22 protein-coding genes, 4 tRNA genes and 1 riboswitch are annotated in these 24695 nt (G+C 39.4%); of the genes, 14 read left to right on the top strand and 12 right to left on the bottom strand.

Annotated features, from left to right (window positions below):
* Window positions 1-537: 537 nt before the first annotated feature.
* From thrA to thrC, 4 genes are all read left to right on the top strand, one after another.
* Window positions 538-2991: a bifunctional aspartate kinase/homoserine dehydrogenase I gene (gene thrA / locus FHT21_RS18900; protein WP_167296284.1), complete on the top strand. Its 2454-nt coding sequence runs from the start codon at window positions 538-540 to the stop codon at window positions 2989-2991.
* Between the two features lie 4 nt (window positions 2992-2995).
* Window positions 2996-3454 carry a DinB family protein gene (locus tag FHT21_RS18895; protein WP_167296283.1) on the top strand — a complete coding sequence of 153 codons (459 nt, stop codon included), beginning with the start codon at window positions 2996-2998 and terminating at the stop codon, window positions 3452-3454.
* Window positions 3455-3469: 15 nt separating this feature from the next.
* Window positions 3470-4402 carry a homoserine kinase gene (locus tag FHT21_RS18890; protein WP_167296282.1) on the top strand — a complete coding sequence of 311 codons (933 nt, stop codon included), beginning with the start codon at window positions 3470-3472 and terminating at the stop codon, window positions 4400-4402.
* Between the two features lie 84 nt (window positions 4403-4486).
* A complete protein-coding gene (gene thrC / locus FHT21_RS18885; RefSeq protein WP_167296281.1) occupies window positions 4487-5794 on the top strand; it encodes a threonine synthase in 1308 nt (435 codons plus the stop codon).
* A 208-nt stretch (window positions 5795-6002) separates the two neighbouring features.
* On the opposite strand, the gene FHT21_RS18880 is transcribed toward thrC, so the two are convergent.
* From FHT21_RS18880 to murQ, 8 genes are all read right to left on the bottom strand, one after another.
* On the bottom strand, window positions 6003-6362 hold the full coding sequence (locus FHT21_RS18880; protein ID WP_167296280.1) for a hypothetical protein: 360 nt from the start codon (window positions 6360-6362) through the stop codon (window positions 6003-6005).
* 143 nt (window positions 6363-6505) lie between these two features.
* Entirely contained in the window at window positions 6506-6919 is a 414-nt protein-coding gene (locus tag FHT21_RS18875) for a tail fiber domain-containing protein (RefSeq protein ID WP_167296279.1), read from the bottom strand.
* A gap of 77 nt (window positions 6920-6996) precedes the next feature.
* On the bottom strand, window positions 6997-7299 hold the full coding sequence (locus FHT21_RS18870) for a hypothetical protein (RefSeq protein ID WP_167296278.1): 303 nt from the start codon (window positions 7297-7299) through the stop codon (window positions 6997-6999).
* 95 nt (window positions 7300-7394) lie between these two features.
* A complete protein-coding gene (gene metF / locus FHT21_RS18865) occupies window positions 7395-8348 on the bottom strand; it encodes a methylenetetrahydrofolate reductase [NAD(P)H] (RefSeq protein ID WP_167296277.1) in 954 nt (317 codons plus the stop codon).
* Window positions 8349-8422: 74 nt separating this feature from the next.
* Window positions 8423-12124 (bottom strand): methionine synthase, encoded by a 3702-nt coding sequence (gene metH / locus FHT21_RS18860; protein WP_167296276.1) that lies wholly within the window; start codon window positions 12122-12124, stop codon window positions 8423-8425.
* Between the two features lie 133 nt (window positions 12125-12257).
* Window positions 12258-12361: riboswitch (SAM riboswitch) on the bottom strand.
* A 123-nt stretch (window positions 12362-12484) separates the two neighbouring features.
* Window positions 12485-13240, bottom strand: coding sequence for a Bax inhibitor-1/YccA family protein (locus FHT21_RS18855; protein ID WP_167296275.1), 756 nt, complete (start codon window positions 13238-13240; stop codon window positions 12485-12487).
* Between the two features lie 37 nt (window positions 13241-13277).
* A complete protein-coding gene (locus FHT21_RS18850) occupies window positions 13278-13844 on the bottom strand; it encodes a hypothetical protein (protein ID WP_167296274.1) in 567 nt (188 codons plus the stop codon).
* Between the two features lie 107 nt (window positions 13845-13951).
* On the bottom strand, window positions 13952-14755 hold the full coding sequence (gene murQ / locus FHT21_RS18845) for an N-acetylmuramic acid 6-phosphate etherase (RefSeq protein WP_167296273.1): 804 nt from the start codon (window positions 14753-14755) through the stop codon (window positions 13952-13954).
* Window positions 14756-14945: 190 nt separating this feature from the next.
* Between murQ and FHT21_RS18840 the strand changes: the two genes are divergently transcribed.
* From FHT21_RS18840 to blaB1PEDO, 5 genes are all read left to right on the top strand, one after another.
* On the top strand, window positions 14946-16553 hold the full coding sequence (locus tag FHT21_RS18840; RefSeq protein WP_167296272.1) for a S41 family peptidase: 1608 nt from the start codon (window positions 14946-14948) through the stop codon (window positions 16551-16553).
* 151 nt (window positions 16554-16704) lie between these two features.
* Entirely contained in the window at window positions 16705-17838 is a 1134-nt protein-coding gene (locus tag FHT21_RS18835; RefSeq protein ID WP_167296271.1) for a histidine decarboxylase, read from the top strand.
* Window positions 17839-17914: 76 nt separating this feature from the next.
* Entirely contained in the window at window positions 17915-18511 is a 597-nt protein-coding gene (locus FHT21_RS18830; RefSeq protein ID WP_167296270.1) for a short chain dehydrogenase, read from the top strand.
* Between the two features lie 106 nt (window positions 18512-18617).
* Window positions 18618-19124, top strand: a complete 507-nt coding sequence (locus FHT21_RS18825) for a GNAT family N-acetyltransferase (protein WP_167296269.1) — start codon at window positions 18618-18620, stop codon at window positions 19122-19124.
* 68 nt (window positions 19125-19192) lie between these two features.
* Window positions 19193-19909, top strand: coding sequence for a PEDO-3 family subclass B1 metallo-beta-lactamase (blaB1PEDO, locus tag FHT21_RS18820; RefSeq protein WP_167296268.1), 717 nt, complete (start codon window positions 19193-19195; stop codon window positions 19907-19909).
* A 69-nt stretch (window positions 19910-19978) separates the two neighbouring features.
* Here the strand turns inward: blaB1PEDO and FHT21_RS18815 are convergent, their stop codons facing one another.
* The 4 genes from FHT21_RS18815 to era form a co-directional block, all read right to left on the bottom strand.
* The gene (locus FHT21_RS18815; protein WP_167296267.1) at window positions 19979-20488 is read right to left on the bottom strand and encodes a GNAT family N-acetyltransferase; all 510 of its coding nucleotides are present in this window, start codon (window positions 20486-20488) and stop codon (window positions 19979-19981) included.
* 301 nt (window positions 20489-20789) lie between these two features.
* Window positions 20790-22091, bottom strand: coding sequence for a ribosome biogenesis GTPase Der (gene der, locus FHT21_RS18810; RefSeq protein WP_167296266.1), 1302 nt, complete (start codon window positions 22089-22091; stop codon window positions 20790-20792).
* A 154-nt stretch (window positions 22092-22245) separates the two neighbouring features.
* On the bottom strand, window positions 22246-22752 hold the full coding sequence (locus FHT21_RS18805) for a TlpA disulfide reductase family protein (RefSeq protein ID WP_167296265.1): 507 nt from the start codon (window positions 22750-22752) through the stop codon (window positions 22246-22248).
* A 16-nt stretch (window positions 22753-22768) separates the two neighbouring features.
* Entirely contained in the window at window positions 22769-23665 is an 897-nt protein-coding gene (gene era, locus FHT21_RS18800) for a GTPase Era (RefSeq protein ID WP_086548844.1), read from the bottom strand.
* A gap of 114 nt (window positions 23666-23779) precedes the next feature.
* Between era and FHT21_RS18795 the strand changes: the two genes are divergently transcribed.
* The 5 genes from FHT21_RS18795 (at window position 23780) to FHT21_RS18775 (ending at window position 24644) form a co-directional block, all read left to right on the top strand.
* Window positions 23780-23852 (top strand) — tRNA-Met (locus tag FHT21_RS18795).
* Window positions 23853-23923: 71 nt separating this feature from the next.
* Window positions 23924-23995, top strand: a tRNA-Glu gene (locus tag FHT21_RS18790).
* Window positions 23996-24084: 89 nt separating this feature from the next.
* A tRNA-Met gene (locus FHT21_RS18785) sits at window positions 24085-24160 on the top strand.
* Window positions 24161-24191: 31 nt separating this feature from the next.
* Window positions 24192-24263 (top strand) — tRNA-Glu (locus tag FHT21_RS18780).
* Between the two features lie 189 nt (window positions 24264-24452).
* Window positions 24453-24644 (top strand): hypothetical protein, encoded by a 192-nt coding sequence (locus tag FHT21_RS18775; protein WP_167296264.1) that lies wholly within the window; start codon window positions 24453-24455, stop codon window positions 24642-24644.
* Window positions 24645-24695: the final 51 nt, after the last annotated feature.

Below are 24695 nucleotides of genomic sequence, written 5' to 3'. Positions count from 1 at the left end.
AATTTAACTAAACCTGATAAAAGCGGCAGCTCCCGATCTCACCAACTTATTAGCAACCACTACCATCGGGACTATGGCGGTTAGCAGGACTGCCGTATCCGAAGAATTACGACAGCATCTTTTCTAATATTTAAAACCGCCTACTAAGCACCCCTCCTATAAACACCCCTCAAGAGTCGAATGATTTGGTTTCGGGTTCAGAAAATGCGGCTATTTCATCTGTTTAAACGTTTTAATAGAAATTTCGAAATAAAATTGAAAAAACATTTGCATTTTAAAAAAATAATCTCCTACTTTACGGTGTACAAAGTACACAAAGACAAGATGAATTTTAACACTTCGATTATTACAACAATTATTATTACCACCGGTATAAACCAGCGGGGCTAATTTGTTGTAAATTGAAAAAACATAAAACACAGAAAGCGTCCCGATGAAAGTCGGGACGCTTTTTTTTTTAACCCATGCTGAATGAAACCTGTACGAGCAACCATGAATATCCGCACAGCATCAAACAGTTAAAACCAATATAGACTAATGAAAGTACTCAAATTCGGCGGCACATCCGTAGGTTCGGCCGAGAACATTAAAACCCTCTTGCGCCTGGTTGGCGAAGAAAAACAGCAGAACAGCCCGGTAGTTGTATTATCGGCAATGAGTGGTGTAACCAATTTACTTACCGATATGGCCGAAATGGCCGAGCGTGGGGAAGATTACGACGCTCATTTAAAAGAAATCGAAGCAAAACACTTTGCTGTAATCCGCACACTTTTACCTGCAGCAGCACAAAACCCTGTGTTTACCCGCTTAAAGATCTTTTTTAACGAGCTTGAAGATCTGTTACAGGCCGTGGCCAATTTGCGCGAACTGAGCTTGCAGACCAAAGATCAGATTTTGAGTTACGGCGAACGTTGCTCTACGTTTATGATTAGTCATATTGCTTCTAAAAGTATTGGTGATTCGCTTTATGTTAATGGATCTGACCTGATTAAAACCGACAGTAATTTTGGGCAAGCGAAAGTAGATACCGAGTTGACTGAAATGCTGATCAACAATTTCTACCAGGAAAATAAAGGCAAAGTACTTTTTGTTACTGGTTTTATAGCGAGCAATGCAGCAGGAAGGGTAACAACTTTAGGTCGTGGTGGCTCTGATTATACCGCAGCGGTATGGGGTGCAGCCTTAAATGCAGAAGAAATAGAAATATGGACCGATGTAAACGGCATGATGACAGCTGATCCGCGCATTGTGAAAAAGGCTTTCTCGTTGCCTGAGCTTAGCTATACCGAAGCTATGGAACTGAGTTATTTCGGTGCAAAAGTGATCTATCCACCAACAATGATCCCTGCTTTTATGAAGAAAATCCCGATTGTGATCAAAAACACTTTCGAACCTGATTTCGCAGGAACTTATATCAAAAGCGATATTAAAGCATCGAGTTTATCCATAAAAGGAATTTCCTCTATCGATCATATTAGCATTATTAACCTAACTGGCAGCGGCATGGTGGGTAAGGCAGGTTTTAGCGGAAGATTATTCTCACTGCTTTCGCGCGAACAGATCAATGTAGTATTGATTACCCAGTCTTCATCAGAACATAGCATTACTTTCGCTGTTAAACCAACAGATGCTTCACAAGCGATTTCTTTAATCAAAAAAGAGTTTGAACTGGAGTTAGATGCTAAAAAACTAGAGCTACCAGAAGTTGAAAATAACCTTTCAGTTTTGGCCATTGTTGGCGAAAACATGAAACGTACACCAGGTATGAGCGGACGTTTGTTCAGCGCTTTAGGCCGCAACGGTATTAATGTAAGGGCTATTGCTCAGGGGTCATCAGAATATAACATCTCAGTTATTATCAGCAAGGATGATTTATCGAAAGCCGTAAATGCAGTGCATGATGCTTTCTTTACCGATCTGAAAAGAACATTGAACGTTTTCTGTTTAGGCACCGGAAATATCGGTAAAACCTTGTTTAACCAGCTGAAAGAACAGATGCCTTTCTTAGCAGCCAATAACGATCTGCAAGTTAAGGTAACGGGTATCAGTAATACACGAAAAATGATTTTCAATGCTGACGGCTTGTCGTTAGAAAATTGGGAAGCGGAGTTAAATACAAATGGTGAACAGGCAGATTTAGCAGGTTTTGTTGCCAAAATGAAAGCCCTAAACTTACCAAACTGTGTTTTTGTAGATAACACAGCTGCAGAATCGCCAATAGAATTTTATCAGGGCATATTCGAAAGCAGTATATCGGTAGTAACCTGTAATAAAAAAGGAAACTCGGCAGATTACGCCCAGTATAAATCATTTAAAGATACCGCCCGTAAATTCGGCGTAGATTTCTATTATGAAACCAATGTAGGTGCAGGCTTACCAATTATCCGTACGCTACGCGAACTGATGATGAGCGGCGATAAGGTAGCGCGGATTGAAGCCATTTTATCAGGAACCATTTCTTACATCTTCAATAATTTTAAAGATGACGCCGGTTTTTACGAAACGGTAAAGGAAGCGCAAGAACTGGGTTATACCGAACCGGATCCTCGCGACGACTTAAATGGAAAAGATTTTATGCGTAAAATGCTGATTCTTGCCCGTGATGCTGGTTATCCCTTAGAAGCTAGTGATGTGAAAATCGATAACATTTTGCCTGAGGCTTGTTTAAATGCCACATCTGTTGAAGATTTCTATTCAGAATTGCAAACAAACGCCGCTTACTTCGAAAACTTGAAGAATACAGCAGCTAATGATGGAAAAGTTTTGCGTTACATTGGTAAACTTGAAAATGGAAATGTAGAGATCAGCCTGCAAATGGTCGACGATAGTCATCCTTTTTATATGTTATCAGGCAGCGACAACATTATTTCGTTTACCACAGACCGATACAAAACCCGTCCATTGGTGGTAAAAGGCCCAGGCGCAGGTGCTGAGGTTACCGCTGCAGGTGTTTTTGCCGATATCATTAACGTAGGTACCTTAAATAAGTAGCGATATGAATTCGGTTTTAGACAAAAAGAACGAGATTCTTCACCTGGTTAATCAGGCGATGATTGATTTCGAAAATATTTCGGATGAGGTATGGAATGATAAACCACAGCCTTTAAAATGGTCTAAAAAAGAACTATTAGGGCACTTGGTAGATAGTGCGGTTAATAACATCCGTCGTTTGGTTGTTGGACAATACGAACAAGGGGTTAAAATTATTTATCATCAGGATGAATGGGTAAACTACCAAAACTACCAGGAGACAGCTATTGCAGAAGTTATAATGCTTTGGAAGTTATTAAACTATCAGATTAGCCGGGTAATTGAAAATATTCCAGAGGAAAAGCTTCAAAATACCTGCGACACAGGAAAAGGGAAAATAGAAATGCACACCCTTTCTTTTTTTATCGATGATTACTTAGTGCATTTGAAATATCATTTAAACCAAATAACGCTTAACAAATAGCTAAGCCAATTAATAATGAAAAATAGTATAAAAGTTTTCGCTCCGGCAACCGTTGCAAACGTAGTTTGCGGTTTCGATGTACTGGGTTTCGCTGTAAACGAACCTGGCGATGAAGTTGAAATGCGATTTACCGATACACCTGGCGTGGTGATCAAAAGAATTACTGGCGATGATGGTCGTTTGCCTTTAGATGCAGCGAAAAATACCGTAAGTGCCAGTGTTCAACATTATTTAAAGCATATAAACCATTTGGATGTTGGTGTAGAAATTGAACTGCACAAGAAAATGCCTATTGGCAGTGGATTGGGCTCGAGCTCGGCCAGTACAGTAGCTGGTTTGTTTGCCATTAACAAATTAATGGGCGATCTATTAACCACCAAAGCGCTGGTTCCCTTTGCCATGAAAGGTGAAGAACTTGCCTGTGGTTATGGCCATGCCGATAACGTTGCCCCTGCATTATTGGGTGGTTTTGTACTGGTGAGAAGTTACGATCCGCTTGATGTGATTTCTTTACCTACGCCAGCTGGCATGTATGCAGCAATTGTTTACCCGGAAGTAGATGTACCGACTAAAGATGCTCGCCAAATGATCCGCAGTAAAGTAGCATTAAAAGATGCGGTTACCCAGTGGGGAAATGTTGCAGGTTTGGTAAGTGGATTGTTCATGAATGATTTTGATTTAATTGGAAGGAGCATGAAAGACGTTCTGGTAGAACCAACACGTTCGATTTTGATTCCTGGTTTTGAAGAAATGAGAAAACTCGCGATGGAAAATGGGGCAATCGGTTTCGGAATTTCAGGCTCAGGGCCATCTGTTTTCGCATTAACTCAAGAAGAAGAAACAGCCAGAAAAATAACAAAATCGCAACAGCAACATTTACATAAAATAAATATTAACAGCAAAGCTTTTGTATCTCCGGTTAACGCGGAAGGACCAAAAGTAATTTAAGCTTGGAAGGTAGAAGGTTTTAAGGTGGAGGTATGCATCCGAAAGCTTTCAGTCTTTAACCTTCCACCCCTCAACCCCATTAAAATGAAACTATATTCAACCAACAATAAAGATTTACGTGTTTCTTTCAAAGAAGCCGTTTTTAACAGCATGCCGCAGGATAAAGGCTTATATATGCCTGTCGAAATCCCACAGCTTGATCCCGAATTCATCCAGAATATCGAAAAATATTCTTTGCCTGAAATTGCATACAAAGTCGCTTCAACTTTATTAAAAGATGAGATTCCGGCAGAGGATTTAAAGGCTTTAATTGATGATGCCGTTAATTTTGAAGCACCAGCTGTTAAACTTGATGACAAAACCTTTGTTTTAGAACTTTTCCATGGCCCTTCCTTAGCTTTTAAAGATTTTGGTGCCCGTTTTATGAGCCGCGTAATGGCTTATTTCTTAAAAGATGGCGAACAACTTTTAGATGTTCTGGTTGCGACTTCGGGCGATACCGGAGGTGCAGTAGCTTTAGGTTTCTTAGGTGTACCGAACACCAGGGTAACGATTCTTTACCCAGAAGGAAAAGTGAGCCCGATACAAGAACTACAGTTAACCACCAATGGCGAAAATATTAGAGCTGTTGAAGTTAAAGGTACTTTTGATGACTGCCAGGCTTTAGTGAAACAGGCTTTTGCTGATGAAGAGCTGAATGTTAAATTCAGATTAACTTCTGCAAATTCAATTAATATTTCACGATTGATTCCACAAACATTTTACTATTTCAATACTTACGCCCAACTGAAAAAGCAAGGTTTTAAAGACGTCGTATTTTCAGTACCAAGTGGAAATTTCGGTAATATTGGTGCTGGTTTATTGGCATACAAACTAGGATTACCTGTTAAACAGTTTATTGCAGCTACCAATGTTAATGATACTGTACCACGCTTTTTAGAAACTGGTGTATACGAAACAAAACCATCAACACAAACCTACTCGAATGCGATGGATGTTGGAGCACCAAGTAATTGGGTGCGCATTATGGATCTATTTAATCAGGATGTAGAAGCCATAAAAAAAGTGGTTACTTCTTACCGCTTTAGCGATGATGAAACGTTAGAAGGTATCAAAGAAATTGATAGTAAATTAAACTACGTGGCGTGTCCACATACTGCTATTGCGTATTTAGGAGTTAAAAAATACAGAAACGAAAATCCTACAGACGAAAGTGCTGCCGTTTTCCTATCTACTGCACATGCCTGCAAGTTTCCGGATATTTTCCCTGCAGATATTGCGGCTAAAATCGAAATCCCTGAGCAGGTAAAAACTTTAGAAAGTAAACCTAAACATGCAGATCAGTTAAGTGTGGATTTTGAAGGGTTTAAAAGTTATTTGCTTAAAGGATAAGTATACGTTGTTATTTCGAAGGTTGATCATTGCCAACTTGATTAGGAACCTAATGCAATTAACAGGCATTAAGATTCTTGCCTATGCGGGAATGATGTATCTATGAGATTAATACCTGAAGTTAGTGGGGATTTGTAATCCTTAACCAAAAAAGCCAAAGAACACAAAGGTCCGGACTATAAATCCGGACCAATTTGAAAATATTTATTTAATTAACAGAAGCGAAAGCTGTAGAAGTAATGCTAACATTATTAAATGTTGCACTTCCAGCGCTGGTGGTAATCGCTTGTCCATTAAATCTAAAAGTGCGCGAACCTGGGGCTGCAGTATAAATAATAACAGTATAGGTGCCGGCCGTCAACGGACCATACGAACCTCCACTTGGGCCAAAATAAGCACTAATAGGAGTAGGTCCGTACAGGTAAATAGATCCGTTATCACCAGTTCCATTACTTAAATTTAAACCGATGCTAAAAAATTTACTGGCATTAATTTCAGCCTTAGTATTTTGCGAGGGTAACACAGCCAGCGCTATACAAAACAGGAATAATTGAATAAGCTTTTTCATAAGAATTGTTTTTTTTAAAGTAGATTTATATTGGTTAATTACATAAAAATAAAAATTAAAGCGTTGCGTAGGATCGTTTTATTTATAAAAATAAAAAGGTCGGAACATTACTCCGACCTGAATCAACTATAAATCTAAAAAGACTACTTTGTATTTCTGGATTTTAAACTGTTTACTTCTGCCCTTAATTGTTCTATTTGCTCTTGTTGCTCTTTTATACTGGCAACCAAAAGCGGGACTAAGCTTTCGTAATCTACCTTGGTAATAGTAGCGTTTTTAAATGCGTTTTTACCTGACACATAACTTTTTGCCTGTACAGAAACAATTTCAGGAAAAGCAGTTTTAGCATCAGCCCCCACAAAACCATATTGTGGTTTAGCAGATAACTTCAGTTTTTCGGCCCAGGCTTTATCATAACTAAAACTTACGGGCTGCAACTTGGTAACCTGATTTAGGGCATTTTCTACCGGTTTAACATTGTTCTGCACAACTTCTTGTGCACTGATTTTTAAAGAGGCAGCGATTAACAGCACTGCTAATGAAATTGCTCGTTTCATATCTATCATTTTGTAATTTTTGAACTAGAAAATTGATTCCGCTATTGCGAAATGAGAAAATAAACCTAAAGGTGCATTTATACGGAAGGTGGTGGCGTTAAAACCTCTGGGAAATAAGCCAGTTGGAAAGAATGATCAGGAATAATCACCTTTTTTGAAGTTTGAAGTGGAAAATATAATGCTCCATGAAACACGATCTGTTGCACCGCATATTCTGTTTCTACTTTCTTTTCTTCTTTCTCTGTTGCGTCATCATTTGTGGATAAAACTTCAACATTATTGCTAGAATAGCTTAAATACGAAACTGCATGGCTTACTTTTAAGAAAAAAGCTATCGCAATGCAGGCAATCAATACATATTTAAGGCCATCAAATTTCATCGGTACAAAGATAAACGCTATAGTATTAAAACAATAATTTTAAGGTTAAACTTCTGTAAGAATTTCGAGTATAACACACATGATTATTTCAATCTTTAAAAAATAGCTTTCGCAATCTTTTTGGTCTGCTCAGGACGGCCCATGGTATAAAAGTGTAATACCGGGGCACCAAAATCAATCAGTTCTTTACATTGTTTAATCATGGCCTCTGTACCAATTTCTTTTGCCTCGTTGTTGTTTTTGGCATGCGATAGCGCATCCGTTAACTCATCGGGCAAATCAATATGAAATATTTTAGGTAATACATTTAACTGCGATAAGGTACTTATAGGCTTCAACCCTGGTATAATTGGAATATTGATATCGTTTTCCCTGCATTTCTTTACAAAATCGAAATACTTCTGATTATCGAAAAACATCTGCGTAACAATAAACTCTGCGCCAGCTTCAACTTTCTTTTTCAAGTATTTGAAATCGGTACTCATGTTAGGCGCTTCGAAATGTTTTTCAGGGTAGCCAGCCACACCGATACAGAAATCGCTTTTAAAGGTTTCTACATCTTCGTGGAGAAATTTACCTTCGTTATGGTTCTTGATGTGCTCGATCAAATCTGTAGCATAACTGTGTCCGCCAGGAGTTGGCACGAAATTCCCATCTGCCTTACGGGCATCACCACGCAAAGCCAAAACATTATCGATACCCAAAAACTGTAAATCGATCAATGCATTTTCGGTTTCTTCTTTGGTAAATCCACCGCAAATAAGATGCGGAACGGCATCAACCTTATATTTATGGATAATAGCTGCACAAATGGCAATAGTACCCGGACGCTTGCGATAAGATACCTTTTGTAGCAAACCATTGGCTTGTTCTTTATAAATGTAATCCTCGCGGAGCGAAGTTACATCAATAAAAGGCGGATTAAACTCTAGCAATGGTTCTATTGCATCATAAATCCATTGTATACTTTGCCCTTTAATAGGCGGCAATAATTCAAAAGAGAACAAGGTTTTACCCTTTGCGTTTTTTATATGTTCTGTAATCTTCATACTCCTAATCCCGAATAATCGAGACTTTAAATTTTAATTTGTATACAATTCCCTCTCCCTTTAGAGGTTAGGGCTTAATAAGCTAAATTCGGACTCAACCACCGTTCTACTTCTTCAATCGGCATATTCTTTCTGATGGCGTAATCTTCAATCTGATCTTTAGTAATTTTTCCTAATCCAAAATACCTCGAATCGGGATGCGCGAAATAAAACCCACTTACTGCCGCTGTTGGATACATGGCATAACTTTCGGTTAAGCGTAATCCTATTTTATTCTCTGCATCAAGCAACTGGAATAAAGTTCCTTTTTCAGTATGTTCCGGACAAGCAGGGTAACCTGGGGCCGGACGAATACCTGCATATTCCTCCTTAATCAATTCCTTATTGCTCAAATTTTCATCCTGTGCATAACCCCAGTATTCTTTACGCACGCGTTCGTGCATCCGCTCGGCAAAAGCTTCAGCTAAACGATCGGCCAATGCTTTGGCCATGATGCTGTTGTAATCATCGTAATTGGATTCGAACTCATTCACCAGTTCATCAATGCCGATACCTGCGGTTACGGCAAAACCACCAAAGTAATCCTGAATACCACTTTCTTTCGGTGCAATGAAATCAGATAAAGCATAGTAAGGTTGCCCATCTACTTTTTCGGCCTGCTGGCGAAGGGTATGAATAGTTACCAGTTTAGAGTTCTCAGTTTTCAGTTCGGAGTCATTTGACAACTGATCACCGGCAACTGTTAGCTGAATATCGTCTCCTACCGCATTTGCCGGCCAGAAACCAATTACGGCTCTTGCTGTTAACAATTTTTCGTCGAGGATACGTTTTAATAAAGTCTGTGCATCATCGAAAAGTTTCTTCGCTTCATCGCCTACATTTTTATCATCGAAAATTTTCGGGTAACTACCACGGAGCTCCCAGGTATGAAAAAATGGCGTCCAATCGATATATGGAACCAGTTCTTCTAAAGGATAATTATCGAAGATCCTTGTACCAGTAAATTCCGGAACAGGTAGATTAGGTTGAAAATCGATCTTAAATTTATTTGCACGTGCTTCTTCTAGGGTTTTAAAGCGTTTATCCGATCGTTTGTTTAAATGCGCTTCACGGGCTTTATCATATTCGGCCCTGATACCTGCAATATATTCGTCTCTGGTATCTGGATTCATTAAAGTACTGCAAACCGTAACGCTTCTGGAAGCATCTAACACGTGGATAGCAGGTCCAGAGTAATTTGGTGCTACTTTTACTGCCGCGTGGATCCTTGAGGTAGTTGCACCGCCGATAATTAATGGAATGGTAAAGCCTTCGCGTTCCATTTCTTTTGCAAAGTGAACCATTTCATCAAGTGATGGTGTAATTAAACCGCTTAAGCCAATAATATCGGCATTTATTTCCTTGGCTTTTTTAATGATCTCCTGCGCAGGAACCATCACGCCCATATCAACAATTTCGAAGTTGTTACAGGCTAAAACCACGCCCACAATATTTTTTCCTATATCGTGCACATCGCCCTTAACAGTGGCCATTAATACTTTTCCTGCGGAAGAGTTTTGATCCTGATCGGGATTATCCAGTTTCTCCTGTTCTATAAATGGCAATAAATAGGCTACGGCTTTTTTCATTACCCTTGCCGATTTAACCACCTGGGGCAAGAACATTTTTCCGGCACCGAATAAATCACCCACAATATTCATCCCGTCCATCAACGGCCCCTCGATTACCTGAATCGGGCGGGCATATTTTTGTCTGGCCTCCTCTACATCATCATCCAGGTATTCTACAATTCCTTTAACCAAAGAATGAGATAATCTCTCTTCAACAGAGCCTTTTCTCCACTCTTCATCTTTAACCACCTCTTTACCTTTCGATTTTACGGTATCAGCATATTCTACCAAACGCTCTGTTGCATCTTCCCTTCGGTTTAAGAGCACATCTTCTACCCTTTCTAGTAGTTCGGGTGGAATTTCCTGGTAAACCTCCAACATCCCCGCATTTACAATTCCCATATCTAAACCAGCCTGAATGGCATGGTAAAGAAATGCCGAGTGCATGGCTTCTCGCACTACATTATTTCCCCTAAAAGAGAACGAAATGTTAGAAACCCCTCCACTCACTTTAGCATGAGGCAGGTTTTCTTTAATCCAACGGGTGGCATTTATAAAATCGACTGCATAATTATTATGCTCTTCCAATCCTGTTGCAACGGTTAAGATATTCGGATCGAAAATAATATCCTCTGCCGGGAAACCAATTTCATTCACCAGGATATCGTAACTTCTTTTGCAAATTTCCTTTCTACGCTCGTAATTATCAGCCTGTCCCTGCTCATCAAAAGCCATTACTACTACCGCAGCACCATATTGCATAATTTTGCGGGCGCTTTCGCGGAATTTCTCCTCCCCTTCCTTTAAGGAGATGGAGTTTACAATCCCTTTTCCCTGTAAACATTTTAAGCCGTTTTCAATAACCGACCATTTGGATGAATCGACCATGATGGGCAATTTAGCAATATCAGGTTCAGAGGCAATGAGGTTTAAGAATTTGGTCATTGCCGCTTCCGAATCCAACATCCCTTCGTCCATGTTCACATCGATTACCTGCGCACCGCCCTCAACCTGTTGTAAGGCAACAGCCAATGCAGCTTCATAATCACCGCCTAAGATCAGTTTAGAGAATTTAGGGGATCCGGTAATATTTGTTCTTTCACCAATATTGACGAAAATGCTTTCTGGAGTGATGGTTACCGGTTCCAATCCGCTTAAACGCATGTAAGGCTCAAGCACTGGTACTTTCCTCGGCTCGGCTTTCCTCGCATTTTTAGCAATACAACCAATATGCTCTGGCGTGGTACCACAACAGCCACCCACAATGTTCACAAAACCTGATGCAATAAAATCGTCTACCAAATGTGCCGTTTCATGCGGTTGCTCATCATAAGCTCCAAACTCATTTGGTAAACCTGCATTTGGATAGGCCGAAACATAACAACCTGCTTTTGCGGCAAGCTCCTCAATATGCGGACGCATTTCTTTAGCTCCCAAAGCACAGTTAAAACCAATACTTAATGGTTTAGCATGCATTACAGAGTTTAAAAAAGCTTCGGCTGTTTGGCCTGAAAGCGTTCTTCCAGAGGCATCTGTAATAGTACCAGAAATCATGATCTCCAGTTTACGGCCAATTACCTCTTCATATTTTTTAATGGCCACAATAGCCACTTTAGCATTTAACGTATCGAAAATGGTTTCGATTAATAATACATCAGAACCACCATCTACCAAACCACGTACCTGTTCGTAATAAGCTGCTTCCAGTTCATCAAAATAAACCGCCCTAAAACCAGGGTCGTTTACATTTGGCGACATGGAAAGGGTACGGTTGGTTGGGCCAATAGCACCGGCCACAAAGCATTTACGATCTGGATTTGCAGCCATAAATTCGTTTACGGCTTCTTTTGCCACACGTGCACCTTCAAAACTCATCTCGTAAGAAAGGTCTTCCATCTGGTAATCGGCCATGGAAATGCGCTGTGTACTGAATGTATTAGTTTCGATGATATCGGCACCAGCAGCCAGGTACTCCAGGTGTATTGTTTTAATAATATCCGGACGTGTGATGTTGAGCAAATCGTTATTGCCTTTTACATCACAGGGATGGTTTTTAAATCGTTCCCCTCTAAAATCTTCTTCGGTTAGGGTATATCGCTGAATCATGGTACCCATTGCACCATCAATCACCAAAATACGTTTTTCTAATTCTTCTCTTATGCTCATTCTTGTTGTAAGATTTGAGATATGAGATGTTAGATATGAGCATGGATAAGACGCAATGTCTCAAATCTCAAATCTATAGTCTCAAGTCTCTAAAAGGCTTATTTAAAAAGTTGGTACGTGAATCGTAATCCTAAACTTATCTGTTTCCGCTATTTGCAGAATAGAATTTAGCACCTTGTAGGTTACAGGTTGCTAAGACTTCGTTGGGTCTAATCCCTCCGTCTTTCTTAATAAGCATACAAAAATGCAACAAAGCAACATCAATTCCAAAATTTATCGCATTGCTACCAAATAAAATTACAAAGGCCACGCAAAACTGCGCGGCCTTAAGAATTAAGAATATTGTTCTGTTTCTGGAGATTATCTTCTGTTACCGAAAATACGCAATAGTGATAAAAACAAGTTAATAAAAGTAATGTAAAGTGAAAGCGCACCCATGATTGCTAATTTTTTGCTTTCATTTACGCCTAAAGTGTTTCCATTTTCATCCAAACCTTCACCTATTCTTTTAAGCTCCTGAACTTTATATGCAGTTAATGCAGTAAAAATCGCCACTCCGATAAATCCCATAATATAACCTAATGTTGAGCTTCCCAAAAACATATTGATAACGCTAATGATCACTAAACCGATTACACCGGCAAATAATATTGGGCCAAACTTACTCAAATCTGTATCTGTAGTATATCCCATTATTGCCATTACTGCAAATATCGCGGCTGCTGCGGCAAAACTAATTACCACTGATGGTAAAGAATAGGTTAACAAGATGAAACTGAGCATTACTCCTGTTAATACAGAATAAAGCAAAAACACGCCTATTAACGCCTGATAAGACATTCGTTGCATACCGGCCCCCATCAGGAATACTAGCCCTAGTGGTGCAAATATTGCAATGTAACCTAACACAGTAAAGCCACCCTTACCTGTTTGTGGGTTATAAGATAAAAGATAATTCAATACTTCCGGTGTGCTGGCGATAAAGTAAGCTGCAACTGTTGAAACAGTTAATGCCACAAACATCCATAAGAAAACATTTCCAAAGAAACGTTTAGATGCAGATTTTTCCTGTACAAAAACACTGTTGTCTTGATATTGATAATTTTGTTGTTCCATTTTAAATTTGTGTATTTAACTATATAAAAATAAATATTTAGTTTAATCTTTTTGTCAGCAGTTCTTCAACTTTTTTAAAGAACTGTAGTGGTTTTAGTGTGCGCCATGGCAGATTGTCAAATGCACCACCAAAGTTAATGTAATAATCGATGTTATTATCGCGAAACTCGGTGATTACGTGTTCCTGAAAATTTACCCCAACAATCCAGCCATCTTCTACTTCCTGAAACCACTCTTCATAATAACTGTCATCAGAGGCATGAAAATTAAGCACATTTTCACCGATCAGGATAAATTTATTAATGCCTTCGTCCATCATCAGCTCTAAAATATCGCGTTTCAGCAGCATAATATCGTTATTAATGGCATCGTTCCATTCCCCTATAAACTCTATAATGGCATAACTGCGGTCATAATCAACGTACAACACCTTCATGTACAAGGTATTCGAGCCGAACTCATCCCATTGTGGGTGCAGTAAAAAGTTATAAATCTGCTTATCGAAGTAAAGTTCCGAATATTCGGTATTGTAAAATGGCGAACGCTCATCTTCTGCCGAAATATAATCATCTCTCCACTGATAATAAGGCTCAATTTCGTGCATGCTTCTTTTTAATTATTGAATGAGTGAGTTTTGAATGAGTGAATGTTTGATACTGCTGCTGAATTCAATCACCCTCTAATTCTATCACTCAAGCATTCTCTCATTTCTTAATGTCCGGCTTCAACTGCTTTACGCACACTTCCATAACGGGTTAATAACTCTGCTGCTTCTTCATAGCCTATATTCAGTTCATCGGCAACCATTTGTGTACCACGGTCTACCAGCTTATGATTGGTTAACTGCATATCGACCATTTTATTGCCAACTACACGCCCCAACTGAACCATAACAGTAGTGCTTAACATGTTTAATACCATCTTTTGCGCCGTACCCGATTTCATCCGGGTAGAACCGGTAATAAACTCAGGCCCTACTACTACTTCAACTGGAAAATCAGATTCGGCAGCTATTGGCCCACCGGTATTGCAAACAATACAGCCGGTTAAAATGCCATGCTTGCGTGCCGTGTTTAAACCACCGATGACGTACGGGGTAGTACCCGATGCTGCCAGGCCAACTAAACAATCTTTTTCATTAATCTCAAATTCCTGAAGATCTTTCCAGGCTTGTTCGGCATCATCTTCAGCAAATTCTACCGCTCTTCTAATGGCTGTATCGCCGCCAGCAATAATTCCTACAACCCAATCAAAAGGAACACCGTAAGTAGGCGGGCATTCTGAAGCATCTACTACACCTAAACGGCCACTTGTACCTGCACCTATATAAAAGAGACGGCCACCTTTTTTCATCCGTCCAGCCACTGCCGACGTTAATTTTTCAATCTGAGGCAAACATTTTTCAACTGCAAATGCTACAGTTTTATCTTCGTTATTAATGCCCTGCAAAACTTCTAATACCGACATCTGATCGATGTGGTCATAGTTAGATTCTTGCTCGGTAACTCTATTCATAAATTTAATTTTGATAAAATTCGGTAAATTCTTTCTAAAAACTGCGCTAAAAATCCAAAAATATGTGTCATAAATTTCAAGCGACGCCTTCCTTGCGTTAATTAATGTTAAATATTATAAACAAAAGACATGAAAATGCAGTTAAAAAATATATCAACTCGCTAATTTTCATAAATTTGCAGTAACGCTGATGAAAAAAAATACCCGTAATAACGCACTGATCGCTTTAAGCTATTCTGTAATTTTAATAGCGGGTATGTTTTTGGGCATAAAATTCATTAAGGATCAAGGTTTTGGCGTTAAAAAAAGTCCGCAGTTAGCCAACAATAGCGACGAAAAATTAAACGAGATCTTACACATCATCAATGGCAATTATGTTGATGACATCAATACCGATTCGCTTCAAAACTTACCTATCGACAGTGTTTTACACCAACTCGATCCACATAGTGTTTACCTCCCACCAACGGATGCGCAAGATATGACCGATAACCTGGAAGGGAACTTTGAAGGCGTAGGTATAGAATATTATATGCTTAACGATACCATGATGGTTACCAGTGTGGTTAAGGATGGGCCAGCTTACCAGGCAGGAATTAAATTGGGCGATAAGATTTTGAGTATCGATACCGCAGTAGTAAGTGGCCGAAACCTACCCAAAGACCAACTTACCGGTCGTTTTAAAGGTAAATCTGGAACTGGTGTGAGCGTAGTGCTTTTACACTCGGGGGCTTCACAAAGTAACCGAATCATGGTTACCCGCGGCAAAGTAAACATCAGCAGCATTGATGCCGCCTATATGATCAACAACGAAACAGGTTATGTACGAATCAGTAAATTTGGTGCTAATACCGACAACGATTTCTCCGTCGCGGCTAACAACCTGAAAGCAAAGGGCATGAAAAAGCTGATTCTTGACCTGCGCGATAATGGAGGTGGTTATTTCACTGCAGCTACAGGACTTGCTGATCAGTTTTTGGGCGAGAACAAACTTATTGTGTATACGCAGGGTAAGCATGAGCCACGTACCGATTATTTTTCTACAGGAACAGGCGCTTTTCAAAATGGCAAACTGGCTGTCTTAATTAATGAAAATACGGCCTCGGCCAGCGAAATTGTAGCAGGGGCTATCCAGGATTTGGGGCGAGGGATTATTGTTGGCCGCCGCTCCTTTGGCAAAGGTTTGGTACAGGAGCAATTTGCTTTTGGAGACGGCTCTGCATTGAACTTAACCATCGCAAGATATTACACACCATCTGGCCGGAGTATCCAAAAATCTTACAAAAAAGGTTACGACGCTTACAAACATGAATTAGACGAGCGGATGATGGACGGAGAGCTTACAGGAGACCGTACTTCTTTTCAAGATTCTATTGAGAAAACCGAAGGTGTAAATATTCAGCAGAACAGAAAAGTTAAACCTATTGGCGGTATCCAGCCAGATATATTTGTGAGATTAGACACGAATGGTTACAATAAGTTTTACAGTAATTTAGTAAGTAAGAAAGTACTTTCCGATTACGTGTTTAATGTACTTACCAATAAGTACAGTGCCAGTTTTGTAGAACAGAATATCAATATCTTCACCATAAACGATAATGATTTTAAAGATTTTATCGGGTTTCTTCAACGTAAAAACATAGCGATAGATCGTTTTCAATTGTACAATTCGAAAAATGTGATCTTAAATGACCTTAAAGCCTTGCTTTGTCGCTACTATCTGGGCGATGTAGGCTATTATAAGGCAGCAAATCAAACCGACAATGCGGTAAGACAAGCACTCCTTAACCTTCAGTAGCCATATTTTATATTTTGCGAGGATAAATCTACAGCCTACACAGAATTTTAATTCATTAAAAACATTAAAAACAAAATAATATACTTAATTATCATAAAATAATAATACTATATTCTGTTTTTGCTAATTTTGGCAGCAAATCATCTCTTTTATGGAAGCGAGCAAATTACAGGAAAAGGATCAACAGGTATTAAATGATCTATTGGAAAATGTTAAGCAACAGACCGATTTATTTTTAGGTTATCCCGTTTCGAAAGATTTCGATTATCAGGCATTATCCGAATTTTTAAAATATCCGATGAACAACCTGGGTGATCCTTTCGTTACTTCAACCTACGGCGTAGGCTCTCGTGAGCTGGAAAAAGAAGTAGTCCAGTTTTTTGCCGAACTTTTCCGTGCTCCTGCAGATAATTGGTGGGGTTATGTAACCAATGGCGGCTCAGAAGGCAATCTATATGGCTTATACCTTGCCCGCGAGTTACATCCAAAAGGAATGGTTTATTATTCGGAAGCGACACATTATAGCGTGCAAAAGAACCTGCATTTACTCAATATGTCGAACATTGTTATCCGTACACAGGAAAACGGAGAAATCGATTACGAAGACCTTGAACACACCATCCGGATGAACCGCCATATGCCTGTTATTATTATGGCCAATATTGGCACCACCATGACCGAAGCACGTGATGATGTGGCCAAAATTAAAAGCATCTTAAAAAAACTGGCTATCCAGCATTATTATATACATGCCGATGCAGCACTTTCTGGCACGTACAGTGCATTAATTGAACCAAGACCAGCATTCGACTTTGAAGATGGTGCAGACAGCATCGCCATTAGTGGTCATAAGTTTTTTGGTTCGCCCATGCCTTGCGGAGTGGTAGTTGCCAAAAAATCGAACCGCGATCGAATTGCCCGTTCGGTGGCTTATATCGGAAGTGTTGACACCACCATTACTGGCTCTAGAAATGGGCATAGCCCCTTATTTTTATGGCACACCATTAAACGTTTGGGTATAGCAGGTTTAAAAAGCAGAACCATGCACAGTTTAGCAACCGCAGCTTATACGGAAACCAAGCTTAAAGAAATTGGTATTGCAGCGTGGCGGAATGTGAATGCCATTACCGTAAACTTCCCTACCCCACCTGCAACAATCTGTAAAAAATGGCAGCTGGCAGCAGAACAGGGAAATTCGCATATCATCTGCATGCCTAATGTAATGCAATCGGATATCGATCTTTTGATTGCCGACCTTGAAGTGGAAATGGCGTTGCACGATTGAGGATATACAAACATTTTAATGCCCCAGCTGTTTAATAACGATGCTAAATTAGTATACACAAATCAAACAGGTTTCTATGAAAATAATAATTGTAGGTGCAACAGGTACACTGGGCAAAAAAGTAGCTGAAGCTTTTGCCCAAAAACACGAGATAATCCGCGTAGGAAATACCAAAGGTGATGTTCAGGTAGATATTACCAAGGAAGCATCAATTAAGGCCATGTTCGAGCAGATTGGCGCTTTCGATGCCCTGATCAGTACCAGCGGAAAAGGCCCATTTGTGCCTGTAAGCCAGATGACGGGTGAAGCATTTAAGAGTGGCTTACTAGACAAACTATTGGGTCAGGTTAACCTCGTACTTATCGGCCAGCATTACATTAATCGAGGCGGTTCATTTACGCTAACTTCGGGTATATTGGCCGATCATCCTGTAGCTGCCGGTGCCGCACTAAGTGCAGTAAATGGAGGATTAAATTCTTTTGTTCTCGCTGCTGCCCCAGAACTCGAAAATGGCGTTCGTATAAACGCCATCAGTCCCAACGTGGTTGAAGATTCCCCTGCTTATTTCGATTCTTTTCCTGGCGAGATTCCGGTTGCCATGGAGAAAGTAGTTAAAGCTTACGAGAAAAGCGTGCTGGGCATTGTAACAGGACAGGTAATAAAGGTTTATTAATTACGCTCGGCACTTTTAAGACATTGTTTTTTAACAAAAGCTTGTTCTAAAATTTTGGTTATTCAAAACCCAAAGTTTTATATTAGTCTGTCTAACAAATTCAAACATGATAGAAACAGAACGCCTCATTTTAAAACCATTAACACACGATCAGCTTTTGAAATACATTAAAGATGATCATTCACTTGAAGAAGAGTTTGGCCTTTTGCCAACAAAGAAAAATATTTCGCCTTCCCTTCATGATGCGCTGGAACAAACGATTTTACCTAACGTTTTTGATAAGGATAAAGATTATCTGTACCATACCTTATGGACAATCATCTCTAAACCCGATCATAGAATGGTAGGCGACATCTGTTTTGTTGGCGAGCCCGATCCCAATGGCGAAATAGAAATAGGTTATGGTACTTACGAGGAATTTAGAGGCAGGGGCTTTATGACCGAAGCCGTTGGCCGATTAATAGAATGGGCAAGGGAACAGCCCAAAGTGAAATCGGTTTTTGCCGCCACTACAAAAGATAATGTAGCTTCTTATTCTATTTTAGAAAAAAACAACTTTATCCATATTGGAGAAGTTGATGATATGTTAAGCTGGAAAATTGAATTAAAATAATTTAAATCAATTGCGTTCGTTTGCATTGAAGACAATTCTTTTTGGAATTCATTATTAAACCTTATCCTATGCGTTATCTTTTTTCCTTTTTACTTTGGTTATCAGCCCTTGCCTCTTTTGCGCAAAATCCCAAATTAAAAATCAAACATTTAACTGGCGATCTTTATGTTTATACTACGTACAGTACCTATAAAGGCGCCGTAACGGATGCAAATGCCGTATACCTGGTTACCAATAAAGGCGTTGTTGTAATCGATGCACCTTGGGATACTACACAATTCCAGCCATTTCTGGATTCTATTCAGGCGAAACACCACCAAAAGGTAGTACTGGCCATTGCCACACACTCGCATGGCGACCGCGCAGGTGGTTTAGCATTTTTTAAAAGCAAAGGCATAAAAACTTATACCAATAAATTAACCGATGAGATATTGAAAACCAACAAAGAGCCACGTGCAGCCTACACTTTTACAAACGACACTACTTTTACAGTAGGCCAGTATAAAATAAACACTTACTACGCGGGCAAAGGGCACACGAAGGATAACCTGGTGATTTGGTTCCCAAAGGACAAAGTTTTATTCGGCGGCTGCCTGATTAAAAGTACCGAAGCAGATGATTTGGGTTATATTGGAGAGGCTGATTTAGCCGCGTGGCCAAAAAGCATCGAAAAGTTAAAGCAGAAATATCCTGACACCAAATTTGTTATTACCGGACACGATGCCTGGGGAAACAGGGAATCTTTAGATCATACTCAAAAGCTGTTGAGGGAGAGAAAATTATAAAGGCTTAATTCATAACAGGTCGTTATTGCTAAACTGTTGAAGACAAATGTATTTTTGTTTTCCACTAGGTCACAGTACTATTTCAAACAGACTTAAACTAATTCCCTCATAGTGTTTTGGCAGTCCATCTGTTTTTTCCATGGTTACTACACCAACATAATCAAAACCGCAACCGGTATAATATTCGAGTAGTTTTTTATTATCGGCCCAGGTGTCCATTCTAATAAATTTAATATCGTTCTTTGCTGCGTAATCTTTAGCCCATTTGATAATTTCCTTCACAAAAGAATAGCCTCTAAATTCGGGATGGGTTACAATTCTGTGGATATAAATCGCATCATGATCCCGCTCTCCCCAAATCAACAGATCGTTAAAGGTAACGGCAAATACACAGGCCACTACGCCATCAACCAAGATTTTATATTGGCGGTTTTCACCAATCTCGGTTTGTACCAATTCTCTGCTAAAGCCTTGCCAATGTTTGTTGAACACCTTCTTTTGATGGGCAATAGCCATATCATAAAATCTGAAAATGACATCGATATCAGCTGCTTGGCTATTTAGAACTTGTAATTGCATGAGGTAAAGGTAAGGGTATTTTCTGACCACAGATAAGGAGGATAAACACAGATCTAGATATTAGCCGTCATTCCCACGCAGGTGGGAATCTTAAAGCTTAGTGCATTAGGGTTCCCAATCAAGTTGGGAATGACGATCTCTATAAATATCACTTCAGCCCCCAATGTTCTGTAAAAAATGATCATCCAGAATGACAAAAAACAAAACAGGGCTGCTTTCGCTATGGAATGCAGCCCTGTTTTAAATAAGATTGGTTTTTTAGGCATATCGACCTTACGCCTTCTACCTTTAAACCTTCAACCTATTTCTGTCTGAAATAAATCTGGATCGGCGCACCAGAAAAATCGAAATTTTCTCTCAATTTATTCTCGATGAAACGTTTATACGGATCTTTAATGTACTGTGGTAAGTTACAGAAAAAGGCAAACATTGGCGAAGTAGCATTAATCTGCGTGATGTATTTAATCTTAATGTGTTTTCCTTTTAATGCCGGTGGTGGGAATTTCTCAATCAGCGGCAACATTACATCGTTTAATTTAGATGTAGGGATTTTCTTGCTACGGTTTTTATAAACTTCTAAAGCTGCTTCTATTGCTTTAAAAATACGTTGTTTGTTTAATACGGATGTGAAAACGATCGGCACATCGGTAAACGGACGGATACGCTCATGAATCTGTTCTTCGAAAGCTTTCATCGTTTGCGTATTTTTTTCGATCAGATCCCATTTGTTTACCAGAATTACGATACCTTTTTTGTTCTTTTCGGCCAGGTGGAAAATGTTGATATCCTGACTTTCAATCCCTTCTACGGCATCAATCATTAATACCACAACATCAGCTTCTTCTAAGGCTTTAATGGTACGCATTACTGAATAAAACTCTAAGTTTTCTTTAACTTTTGTTTTTTTACGTAATCCGGCAGTATCAATCAGCATAAACTCATGACCGAATTGGTTATAATGGATTTTGATCGAATCGCGGGTGGTACCTGCATTTGCGGTAACAATATTACGTTCTTTACCAATTAATGCATTAACCAAAGAAGATTTACCCACATTCGGACGACCAGCAATGGTAATCTTAGGCAATTGGTTTTCTTCTTCTTGAATATCTTCAAAATTCTTAACAACCTCATCCAACAACTCCCCTGTTCCGGAACCAGTCATTGATGACAGTGGATATACTTCGCCTAAACCGAAACCGTAAAAAGTGTGGATTTCGTTATATAAAGCAGTATTATCTACTTTATTTGCACAAACAAAAACGGGCTTATTACTTCTGCGCAATACCTGAGCAATATCATCATCTAAATCGGTAATACCTGTTGTTACATCTACCATAAAGATCAATACACTGGCCTCTTCGATGGCAATCATTACCTGCTCGCGGATGGCCGCTTCGTAAACATCTTCTGAGTTGGCTACATAACCACCAGTATCAATTACGGTAAATTGTTTATCTATCCACTCGCCTACACCATAGTGCCTATCGCGGGTTACGCCGCTCATATCATCTACAATAGCCTTGCGGCTTTCTGTTAGTCTATTAAAAAGGGTGCTCTTGCCTACGTTTGGCCTGCCTACGATGGCTATAATGTTACTCATGGTGTTCTTTTGATAGTTAATGGCTTATAGTTAATGGTCGTGGTGTTTAAGCAAGCTGCTCAAACTATTTGGCTATCAGCCATTGACTATCAACTACTAACCGATTTATTTCGGGCTGCAAAGGTACAGTTATTTTTCGTAACCTCTGTTAATATTAATTTTTATACTTTTCTAAAAGTCCTTTTATTACTTCTTCGGTTAATTGATTTCCTTGCAATAAGGGGAAACCCTCCCACCTTACAATTCCTTTCGGATCGATAAGTATAGCATGCGGAATGCCTTTAACCTGGAGCGAATCTTTTACAGTCCCCTTAGTATCTATGGCTTCAAAATAGTTGATTTTAGGGTTATTAAAAGCTTCTACTTTTTCAGCCGCTTCATCAGAAACACCAATAATTACAATTTTATCGGCATATTTCTTTTGAATATCGTTTAATGTAGGGATATATGCCCTGCATGGTCCGCACCAGGTTGCCCAAAAATCGATCAGTACAAACTTCCCTTTGGTATCAGGCTGCTTTGAAATCCATTTTTCAACAATCAGGTCTGGCGCTTTTTCGTTCAGGATAGCTTTTGCCCACAATTTTTTACCATTGTTTGATTCCTGGGCAAAAACCGTCGTACCGATCAACAGCAAGAGAAATGTTAAATTTTTCATCATACCCTAAAAATCGAAATTAATTATCGTAACCGAAGCTTTTTAAATAATTCTTTTTGCTTCTCCAGTCGGGAATTACTTTCACAAACATTTCCAGGAAAACCTTACTATCTAAAAATTTCTCGATCTCTAAGCGTGCTTCAGTACCTACCTTTTTCAACATACTTCCGCCAGTGCCGATTAAAATGTTTTTTTGCGAATCGCGTTCGACAACAATTTCTGCAGTAATCCTGATCATGGCACCTTTGCCATTTTTCATTTCCTCTTCTTTAAAACTCTTCACAATTACCTCGGTACTGTAAGGAATTTCTTTCTGATAATTAAGGAATATTTTTTCACGGATAATCTCCGAAACAAAGAAACGCTCTGAGCGATCGGTTAAATCTTCTTTGTCGTAATATGGTGGATGTTCGGGCAACATTTCGAGCACGCGATCCAATAATCCGTCGACATTGTGTTTATGCAAAGCCGAAATTGCATAAATAGCAACCGGATTTAGCTTCTCCTGCCAGTAAGCAATCTTCTCATCAACCTGCTCTTGTAATGCTTTGTCTATTTTATTGATGAGTACAATTGTGGGGATGTTACGGTTCAGAATTTTCTCCAAAACGTCTTCCTCATCATGCTCTTCGTTAATGTCGGTTACAAATAAAAGTACGTCAGCATCGGTCAAAGATCCGTTAACAAAGCTCATCATACTCTCCTGTAAACTGTATTTTGGCTTAATTATACCCGGTGTATCAGAGAAAACGATCTGATATTCTTCTTCATTTACGATACCTAAAATGCGGTGTCTTGTGGTTTGTGCCTTAGGGGTAATAATGCTAAGTCGCTCGCCTACAAGCACATTCATGAGGGTAGATTTACCTACATTTGGTTTACCTATTATACTAACAAAACCTGCTTTATGCGCCATTAAAATATTTTTTAAAAAAAATTTGCAGCACAAAGAAACGAATTATATCTTTGCATTCCAATTCGGAAACAGAGTTAAGGATTTAATTCAAAGAAAAAAACGAGTTGTATAGAGTGCGGGGTGGAGCAGTTGGTAGCTCGTCGGGCTCATAACCCGAAGGTCGCACGTTCGAGTCGTGTCCCCGCTACTAATTCAGTGGGCAGTTTACAGTGATCAGTTTAACTGAAAGCTGAGAACTGGAAATTTAAAATTGAAAATGGCCCGTTCGTCTAGGGGTGAGGACGCCAGATTTTCATTCTGGAAACAGGGGTTCGATTCCCCTACGGGCTACGAAACCGCGCAAAAGTTGAGCGGTTTTTTTTATCAGTTTCAATACTGCAAAATTGAAGGTTGGTATTTCCCTTAAAAATACATGAGAGTGCGGGGTGGAGCAGTTGGTAGCTCGTCGGGCTCATAACCCGAAGGTCGCACGTTCGAGTCGTGTCCCCGCTACCAAAGGAGTTGAAAGACACTCTAATTATTTAATGGCCCGTTCGTCTAGGGGTGAGGACGCCAGATTTTCATTCTGGAAACAGGGGTTCGATTCCCCTACGGGCTACGAAACAGAAATGTTAATCTTTTTAGCTTTACAAGTGCACAAAAGCCCGTTTAACAGACGGGCTTTTGTGTTGATTTACAACACGTTAAAGTGTTCGATTTTCTGATACTTGTTACAATTGACCTTATTTGACTATTTTTTAGTAAAAAAGAATGGATCAAACAGGCTAATGTAAAGTATCAAACCAAAATGAAGCCGCTTGATTTCAGCCAGGATGGCGATATCTCAGTGTTAGAAGCAGAAGTATCCGGAACATTTGATGGAAGCCCGGCGATATTAAAATATAACATGGAACTTAAGAATGGATTGCTCCAGTTACTGAAAATACAGGCTGAGCCAAACAAGCAGGTGGCACGTTGGTACTTTTGTCCTTTAAAATAATTGGAAATGAAAAATAAGTTGTGGCTGAAAAAAGTCTTATATTTATTTTTA

This window comes from Pedobacter sp. SG908 (genome assembly GCF_011759615.1).
Classification (GTDB): domain Bacteria; phylum Bacteroidota; class Bacteroidia; order Sphingobacteriales; family Sphingobacteriaceae; genus Pedobacter; species Pedobacter riviphilus.
Note: the sequence above shows the minus strand (reverse complement) of the source record. Positions and strands in the feature narration are given on the sequence as shown.